Genomic DNA, 9,087 nt, shown 5'->3' on the forward strand with positions numbered 1-9,087 from the left:
GCCCACGCGATGCAGGCAGCCCTCGACGCCTCCGCCCTCACGGCCGATCTTCCCCGCAACCTCCCGCCGCTGCGTGACGAACTCGCCCTCCTCGACGGCCCGGCTGGCCTTGATGGCGCGCCCACCTGGAGCCTCCACGACCCGGTGCGCAACCAGTTCTACCGCATTGACTGGACCACCTTCGAGATCCTCGCCCGCTGGCACCTGGGCGATCCGGCGAAGATCGTCGATGCCATCGAAGCCGAAACCACCCTCAACCTCGACGAGCACGACGTGGATCTGGTGGTGCGCTTCCTCACCGATCACCAGCTCATCCGGCCCCTCGGCGAAGCCGGCACAGCCCGCCTCGTCTTTCAGGAAAAAGCCCGCCACAACACCCTGTGGCAATGGCTGCTGCACCACTACCTGTTCTTCCGCGTGCCGCTGATCCGCCCGGACCGCTGGCTGGTGCGCCAGCTGCCGCGGGTCGAGCTGTTCTATTCCGCCACCTTCCTGCGCGTCACCCTCGCCGCGCTGGCGCTGGGGCTGTATCAGGTGGTGCGCCAGTGGGAACACTTCGCCGCCACGCTGGTAGATACCCTCACCTGGCAGGGCGCGATGGGCTACGGCGTGGCGCTGATCTTCGTGAAGGTGCTCCACGAATTCGGCCACGCCTTCACCGCCCGGCGGCTGGGCTGCCGGGTGCCGACCATGGGGGTCGCCTTCCTGGTGATGTGGCCGGTGGCCTACACCGACGTGAACGAAGCCTGGCGCCTCACCCGCCGGCAGGACCGCCTCGCCGTGGGCGCCGCCGGCATCCTCACCGAACTCGCCGTGGCCGCCTGGGCAACGCTCGCCTGGGCGCTGCTGCCCGACGGCACCCTGCGCGGCACCGCCTTCATGCTGGCCACCACCACCTGGGTCGCCACCGTGGCGATCAACGCGAGCCCCTTCATGCGCTTCGACGGCTACTTCCTGCTCTCCGACTATCTCGACTTTCCCAACCTCCACGCGCGCTCCTTCGCCCTGGCCCGCTGGGACCTGCGCGAGCGCCTGTTCGGCCTGGGCGAGCCGGTGCCCGAGTTCCTGCCGGCGGCCCGTCGCCGGGGGCTCATCCTCTTCGCCTACGGCGTGTGGCTATACCGGCTGGTGCTCTTCATCGGCATCGCCCTGCTGGTGTATCACTACTTCTTCAAGGCGCTCGGGATCCTGCTTTTTGCGGTCGAGATCGGATGGTTCGTGATGTTGCCCATGTGGAAGGAAATCACCGAGTGGCGCAGCCGCTGGCCCGAGATCAAGGCCAAGGGTGGCGGTCGCGGCAAGCTATGGCTGCTGATCCTGCTGCTGCTCGTTGCCATCGTGCCGTGGAACTTCCAGGTGAGCAGTCAGGGCCTGATGCGCTCGGCGCGCCACTACCCGCTGTTCTCCCCGGGCCCGGCGCAGATCGAGGCGATGCCGGTAAAGCCCGGCGACGCGGTGACCGCCGGCCAGGTGATCCTGAAACTCAGCACCGACGACGCCGAGTACCGCCGTCGCCTAGCCGAAGCCCGCTTCTCGCGGCTGGCCTGGCAGGCGGAAGTCTCGGGCCTCGACGAAACCCTGCGCGCACGCCAGCCGGTCACCGTCGAGGAGCTCGAAGCCGCCAAGGCCGAACTCGCCGGCACCGCCGACGAACTCAAGCGCTACACCGTCACCGCGCCCTTCGACGGGGTGCTCGCCGACATCGCGCCCGACCTGCGCGTGGGCGAAACCGTCGGCCGTCAGCAGCAGTTGGGCGTGCTCATCGATCCTAAGGCGTGGGAAGTGGAAACCTATCTCACCGACGCCGAAGTGGAACGCGTGTCGGTGGGCGACGCCGGCCGCTTCCTGCCGGAAACCCCGGGCCTGCCGACCCGCGCCCTGAAGGTGGTGCGCATCGACCGGGACGCCACCCGCGCCCTGCCGGACGCCATGCTGGCGGTGGGCCACGGCGGCGAGGTGCTGGTGCGCGAACGCAACGGGCAGCTGATTCCCGAGCGGGCGGTGTATCGCGTGGTGCTGGCGGTGGATGAGGGCAAGCAGCCCCCGGGCCATGTGCTGCGCGGTTCGGTGACGATCTACGGCCAGCCGAAATCCCTTGCCGGCGATTTTGTCCGCTCCGGCGCCGCACTGCTGATCCGCGAATCGGGCTGGTAAGACGCCGACAAGATTCAGGAAACACCCAGGCGGGCTCTGTGTCTATTAAAACAAAATATGTTTTAAAAGACACAAACACCAACGCAAGTCACTTCACGCCCCTAACGCTTACCGGCAATCCTCCGGCAAGGTCGGCACCGGCAGACGCTGGGCCCGGCAACGCCAGGCGGTCTTGCCGTCGGGCGATTCGGTGAGCTCCCAGATCAGCCGGCCGCCGTCCGGAAAGCCCGCGCCCTGGCGGATCGTGACGACCATTGCGGGCCCGTCCATCTCGATGCCGTAGACGTGAAGCGGCGGCGTGGGAATGAAGCCCGCCTCCACCAACTTGGCCGGCAGTTCATCGTGCTGACGCCGGTAGGCTTCCACCGACTCGACCGCCCTGCGCCCAAGGGCTGCGGCCTCGGCCACCTTGGCCTTGTTCACGTACGTCTGGTACTGGGGAATCGCCACTGCCGCCAACATCCCGAGCACCACGAAACCCAGCAGCACAAAACCGATGATCGCCCCGCTGCGGCTCGTTCCGCCCTTTCCTTCGAGCACGCCCAGCTGATAGGCAGGATCGGTGCCAGCGGCCAGCGCCTCTTCGATCTTCTGGTTGCAGTGGGCGTGGTAAAGCATGTTGGCGTACATGCCCGGCAGCGCCACCTGGGCGATCAGCGCAATGAGCGGGCCAATGTCGCCGAAGATCATCCCGATGATCCAGGCGAGAAGGTTGGCAGCCACGAGATAGGCAAAGCCGACCGCCCACATCCGCCGATAGATGAACCAGAAGAAGGTCAGCAGCGCCGCCGGCCAGTTCCAGCTGGGCCCGGCCTTGCCGGCCTCGTCGAAAGCCAGGAAGCGGCTTAAATAGTAATCCTGGTTCTTGGGGCCGATGGCGGCCCGGTAAAGCGCCTCGCGGTCGGACATGACTTGCCTCTGACGATCAAAAAGTGTTTATCGCTGTAAGCCTATCCAGAAGTGACGCAACAAGCAAACGGCATGGAGTTGAAGGCGCCTGCCTCAACCATTCTCGGGCGGCTCGGCGGGCGTCTCGCCCCAGCGGAGCATGCCCGCCACCGGCAGGCCGAACAGATCCAGCGCCCGCGCCACGCTGTGGGTGACGATCGCATCCACCGACGCCGGCTTGTGATACAGCGCCGGCACCGGCGGAAAGATGATCCCGCCCATTTCGGTGACGGCAGTCATGTTGCGCAGATGGCCCAGGTGCAGCGGCGTCTCGCGCACCATCAGCACCAGCCGGCGGCGTTCCTTCAGCACCACGTCGGCGGCGCGGGTGAGGAGGTTTTCGGTGATGCCGTGGGCGATCGCCCCCAGGCTGCTCATGGAACACGGCGCCACCAGCATCCCCACGGTCTGGAACGAGCCGCTGGAGATCGCCGCGCCGAGGTTCTGCGGCGTATGGACGATATCCGCCAGCGCCTCGGCCGCGCCGGGCGGCACGTCGGTTTCCATCGCCCGGGTGAGCTGGGCACCCTTCGAGATCACCAGATGCACTTCCACGTCCATCGGCTTGAGGAGCTCGAGGGCCTTCATGCCGTACTGGAAACCACTGGCGCCGCTGATGCCGACGATGATGCGGGGCTTGCTCATGTTTGTTCAGGGGAAAAAAGGATTGACCGGACGAGGCGCCCAATCCTGCCACGTCCGCCGCGCCTTGCCTACCAGCGCACAACGCGGCACGGGCAGCCGATTGCGGCTGGCGGTATAATCGCCGGCTTCCCGTTTTCACCTCCGGAACCCGCCGTGCACAAGAAAATCCTGATCCTCGATTTCGGCTCCCAGGTCACCCAGCTCATCGCCCGCCGTGTGCGCGAGCAGCAGGTGTACTGCGAAATCCATCCTTACGATGTCTCCGACGACTTCGTCCGCAACTTCGCGCCCGAGGGGATCATCCTGTCCGGCGGCCCGAATTCGGTCTATGAAGCCACCGAATGGAAGGCGCCGACGGCCGTCTTCGAGATCGGCGTGCCCGTGCTGGGCATCTGTTACGGCATGCAGACCATGGCCAGCCAGCTCGGCGGCAAGGTCGAGAGCTCCGGCAAGCGCGAGTTCGGCTACGCCGAGATCCGCGCCCGCGGCCACTCCGCGCTCTTCCGCAACATCCAGGATCGCAGCAACGATGAAGGCCACGGCCTGCTCGACGTGTGGATGAGCCACGGCGACAAGGTCACCGAACTGCCCACCGGCTTCAAGGTCATCGCCTCCAACGAATCGACCCCCATCGCCGCGATGGCCGACGAGACCCGCAAGTTCTACGCGGTGCAGTTCCACCCGGAAGTCACCCACACCATCAAGGGCAAGGAGATGATTGCCCGCTTCGTGCACGAGATCTGCGGCTGCCAGAACGACTGGAACATGCCCGACTACGTGGCCGAGGCCATCGAGAAGGTGCGCGCCCAGGTGGGCTCGGATGAAGTCATCCTCGGCCTCTCCGGCGGCGTCGATTCCTCCGTGGTTGCGGCCCTGCTCCATAAGGCCATCGGCGACCAGCTCACCTGTGTGTTCGTCGACAACGGCCTGCTGCGCCTCAACGAAGGCGAGATGGTGATGCAGATGTTCGCCCGCAACCTGGGCGTCAAGGTCATCCACGTGGATGCCACCGAGCAGTTCATGGGCCACCTGGCCGGCGTGACCGACCCGGAAGCCAAGCGCAAGATCATCGGCCGCGAGTTCGTCGAAGTCTTCCAGGCCGAAGCCGCCAAGCTGCCCAACGCCAAGTGGCTGGCCCAGGGCACCATCTACCCGGACGTGATCGAATCCGCCGGCGCCAAGACCGGCAAGGCCCACGCCATCAAGAGCCACCATAACGTGGGCGGCCTGCCCGAAACCCTCAACCTCAAGCTCCTCGAGCCCCTGCGCGAGCTCTTCAAAGATGAAGTGCGTGAGCTGGGCGTTGCCCTCGGCCTGCCCCACGAGATGGTCTATCGCCATCCCTTCCCCGGCCCGGGCCTCGGCGTGCGCATCCTCGGCGAAGTGAAGAAGGATTTCGCCGACCTCCTCCGCCGTGCCGACGCCATCTTCATCGACGAACTGCGCGCCGCCGACTGGTACGACAAGACCAGCCAGGCCTTCGCCGTGTTCCTGCCGGTGAAAAGCGTGGGCGTGATGGGCGACGGCCGCACCTACGAATACGTCGTCGCGCTGCGCGCCGTTCAGACCGCCGACTTCATGACCGCCCACTGGGCCGAGTTGCCCCACAGCCTGCTGGGCAAGGTGTCCAACCGCATCATCAACGAAGTCCGCGGCATCAATCGGGTGGTGTACGACATCTCCGGCAAGCCGCCTGCGACGATCGAGTGGGAGTGATCCCCGTTCCTCCGCATACCATCGGCGGCCTTCGCAAAACCCACGAGAACCCCGGCAATGCCGGGGTTTTTGTTTTCTGGAGCTAGTTCAGCCCCATTTTGTCGAGCCGTGTATTGACCCAGCAAATCCTGCACAGGTCACGCCGCTAATGCGAATGCCTCAGCCGGCGTCTTCATATCCAGGGCCTGATGGGGCCGCTGGTGGTTGTAGAACTGGATCCAGTCGCAATTGGCTAGTCGACACTACGGTTAGCGAGCTAAGGGGCCGGGGGAAGATGAGTTGGCCGGGGGCTTACGGTCAATTCATTGCGCTTACGGTGATTCACGCCAAGCGCGTGGTACGGCGATTGTTGTTTTCCAAAGCGTAACACCCCCTGAGGCGAATAGCCTGAGGGGGTGTTGAATGGATAGTCTGACGATGACCTACTTTCACGCACGTGTGTGCACTATCATTGGCGCGGTCTCGTTTCACGGTCCTGTTCGGGATGGGAAGGGGTGGTTCCAAGACGCTATGGTCGTCAGACTGTAACTTGTACCGTTCTGCGGCGTGGTTACGCGCTGAACGTCAAAGTGAAGAAGTGTGGTGTTGGGTGGTGCGATTGCGCACGTTTTCGAGTTTGCCTTGTATTGCAAGGTTATAGGATCAAGCCTCACGGGCAATTAGTACTGGTTAGCTTAACGCATTACTGCGCTTCCACACCCAGCCTATCAACGTCGTGGTCTTCAACGACCCTTCAGGGGAATCAAGTTCCCAGGGATATCTCATCTTGAGGCGAGTTTCCCGCTTAGATGCTTTCAGCGGTTATCTCTTCCGAATTTAGCTACCCGGCGATGCGACTGGCGTCACAACCGGTACACCAGAGATTCGTCCACTCCGGTCCTCTCGTACTAGGAGCAGGCCCCCTCAAATATCCAGCGCCCACGGCAGATAGGGACCAAACTGTCTCACGACGTTTTAAACCCAGCTCACGTACCACTTTAAATGGCGAACAGCCATACCCTTGGGACCGGCTACAGCCCCAGGATGTGATGAGCCGACATCGAGGTGCCAAACTCCGCCGTCGATGTGAACTCTTGGGCGGAATCAGCCTGTTATCCCCAGAGTACCTTTTATCCGTTGAGCGATGGCCCTTCCATACAGAACCACCGGATCACTATGACCTGCTTTCGCACCTGCTCGACTTGTCGGTCTCGCAGTCAAGCCTTCTTTTGCCATTGCACTATCAGTACGATGTCCGACCGTACCTAGAAGACCTTCGTACTCCTCCGTTACCTTTTGGGAGGAGACCGCCCCAGTCAAACTGCCTACCATGCACGGTCCCCGATCTGGATTCACAGACCTAGGTTAGAACCTCAACGACACCAGGGTGGTATTTCAAGGACGGCTCCTCCGGAACTAGCGTCCCGGTCTCATCGCCTCCCACCTATCCTACACAAGTCCCGTCAAAGTCCAATGCAAAGCTACAGTAAAGGTTCATGGGGTCTTTCCGTCTAGCCGCGGGGAGATTGCATCTTCACAAACACTTCAACTTCGCTGAGTCTCAGGAGGAGACAGTGTGGCCATCGTTACGCCATTCGTGCAGGTCGGAACTTACCCGACAAGGAATTTCGCTACCTTAGGACCGTTATAGTTACGGCCGCCGTTTACCGGGGCTTCGATCAAGAGCTTGCACCCCATCACTTAACCTTCCGGCACCGGGCAGGCGTCACACCCTATACGTCCACTTTCGTGTTTGCAGAGTGCTGTGTTTTTAATAAACAGTCGCAGCCACCGATTCTCTGCGGCCCCGTCGCCCTTCGGATGTTCTCCTACAAGCTACAGGGGCATACCTTCTCCCGAAGTTACGGTATCAATTTGCCGAGTTCCTTCTCCTGAGTTCTCTCAAGCGCCTTAGTATCTTCTACCTGCCCACCTGTGTCGGTTTGCGGTACGGTCAATTCTAGACTGAAGCTTAGTGGCTTTTCCTGGAAGCAGGGTATCAATCACTTCGCGCTCAAAGAGCGCTCGTCGTCACGCCTCAGCTAAGCCCCCCGGATTTGCCTAAGGGGCATGCCTACACGCTTAAACCACCTATTCCAACAGATGGCTGACCTAACCTTCTCCGTCCCCACATCGCATCTAGAATCGGTACAGGAATATTGACCTGTTTCCCATCGACTACGCATTTCTGCCTCGCCTTAGGGGCCGACTCACCCTGCGCCGATGAACGTTGCGCAGGAAACCTTGGGCTTTCGGCGAGGGTGCTTTTCACACCCTTTATCGCTACTCATGTCAGCATTCGCACTTCTGATATCTCCAGCATCCTTTACAAGACACCTTCACAGACTTACAGAACGCTCCCCTACCATGCATAAAATGCATCCGCAGCTTCGGTTCATGGCTTGAGCCCCGTTACATCTTCCGCGCAGGACGACTCGACTAGTGAGCTATTACGCTTTCTTTAAAGGGTGGCTGCTTCTAAGCCAACCTCCTAGCTGTCTATGCCTTCCCACCTCGTTTTCCACTTAGCCATGTATTTGGGACCTTAGCTGGCGGTCTGGGTTGTTTCCCTCTTGACGATGGACGTTAGCACCCACCGTCTGTCTCCCGTGTATCACTTTCCGGTATTCGGAGTTTGCTATCGCGGGGTAGATCGCAATGACCCCCCCAACGATTACAGTGCTCTACCCCCGGAAGTGTCCGCACGAGGCACTACCTAAATAGTTTTCGGGGAGAACCAGCTATTTCCAAGTTTGTTTAGCCTTTCACCCCTATCCACAGCTCATCCCCTAATTTTTCAACATTAGTGGGTTCGGACCTCCAGTGCGTGTTACCGCACCTTCATCCTGGCCATGGATAGATCACTTGGTTTCGGGTCTACGCCCAGCAACTAAATCGCCCTTATCAGACTCGCTTTCGCTACGCCTCCCCTATCCGGTTAAGCTTGCTACTGAACGTAAGTCGCTGACCCATTATACAAAAGGTACGCAGTCACCCCTTGCGAGGCTCCCACTGTTTGTATGCATGCGGTTTCAGGATCTATTTCACTCCCCTCCCGGGGTTCTTTTCGCCTTTCCCTCACGGTACTGGTTCACTATCGGTCGATCACGAGTATTTAGCCTTGGAGGATGGTCCCCCCATCTTCAGACAGGATTTCTCGTGTCCCGCCCTACTTGTCGCACGCTCAGACCCGCCGGCTACTTTTCGCATACGGGGCTATCACCCACTATGGCCAACCTTTCCAGGTTGTTCTGCTAAGAAGCCGGTTTAGTCGTGCAGGCTCATCCCCGTTCGCTCGCCACTACTTGGGGAATCTCGGTTGATTTCTTTTCCTCGGGGTACTTAGATGTTTCAGTTCTCCCGGTTCGCCTCCACATCCCTATGTATTCAGGATGGGATACCCTTGCGGGTGGGTTTCCCCATTCGGACATCGGGGGATCAAAGCTCCATTGCCAGCTCCCCCCCGCTTTTCGCAGGCTTGCACGTCCTTCATCGCCTGTGATCGCCAAGGCATCCACCACATGCACTTTGTCGCTTGATCCTATAACCTTGCACTCTGTTTCCAGAGCAACAACGCCATAGGCGAACTCGCGTTTGTGCGTATCAGGTCTGTGCTGGTTCAAAGCCAGCCTGATACAAATGCAA

4 protein-coding genes, 2 rRNA genes and 1 pseudogene are annotated in these 9,087 nt (G+C 61.2%); 2 read left to right on the plus strand and 5 right to left on the minus strand.

The window, feature by feature from the left end:
• Nucleotides 1-9 precede the first annotated feature (9 nt).
• Complete coding sequence (locus QQK25_RS04010; protein WP_284186783.1) at nucleotides 10-2,154, plus strand: site-2 protease family protein; 2,145 nt, start codon at nucleotides 10-12, stop codon at nucleotides 2,152-2,154.
• A gap of 108 nt (nucleotides 2,155-2,262) precedes the next feature.
• Here QQK25_RS04010 and QQK25_RS04015 read toward each other — a convergent pair whose 3' ends face one another.
• Both QQK25_RS04015 and QQK25_RS04020 read right to left on the minus strand, forming a co-directional pair.
• On the minus strand, nucleotides 2,263-3,063 hold the full coding sequence (locus tag QQK25_RS04015) for a DUF2628 domain-containing protein (protein ID WP_284186784.1): 801 nt from the start codon (nucleotides 3,061-3,063) through the stop codon (nucleotides 2,263-2,265).
• A gap of 93 nt (nucleotides 3,064-3,156) precedes the next feature.
• Nucleotides 3,157-3,747: a UbiX family flavin prenyltransferase gene (locus QQK25_RS04020; protein WP_284186785.1), complete on the minus strand. Its 591-nt coding sequence runs from the start codon at nucleotides 3,745-3,747 to the stop codon at nucleotides 3,157-3,159.
• A 153-nt stretch (nucleotides 3,748-3,900) separates the two neighbouring features.
• Between QQK25_RS04020 and guaA the strand changes: the two genes are divergently transcribed.
• On the plus strand, nucleotides 3,901-5,463 hold the full coding sequence (gene guaA, locus QQK25_RS04025) for a glutamine-hydrolyzing GMP synthase (RefSeq protein WP_284186786.1): 1,563 nt from the start codon (nucleotides 3,901-3,903) through the stop codon (nucleotides 5,461-5,463).
• Between the two features lie 137 nt (nucleotides 5,464-5,600).
• Here guaA and QQK25_RS23595 read toward each other — a convergent pair.
• The 3 genes and pseudogenes from QQK25_RS23595 to QQK25_RS04035 all read right to left on the minus strand — a co-directional run.
• Nucleotides 5,601-5,684 (minus strand): annotated as a pseudogene (locus tag QQK25_RS23595) (integrase core domain-containing protein); the annotation flags it as partial.
• A 188-nt stretch (nucleotides 5,685-5,872) separates the two neighbouring features.
• A 5S ribosomal RNA gene (gene rrf, locus QQK25_RS04030) occupies nucleotides 5,873-5,985 on the minus strand.
• 116 nt (nucleotides 5,986-6,101) lie between these two features.
• Nucleotides 6,102-8,983, minus strand: a 23S ribosomal RNA gene (locus QQK25_RS04035).
• Nucleotides 8,984-9,087: the final 104 nt, after the last annotated feature.

It is taken from the genome of Zoogloea oryzae, assembly GCF_030161255.1.
In the GTDB taxonomy this organism is placed as follows: domain Bacteria; phylum Pseudomonadota; class Gammaproteobacteria; order Burkholderiales; family Rhodocyclaceae; genus Zoogloea; species Zoogloea oryzae.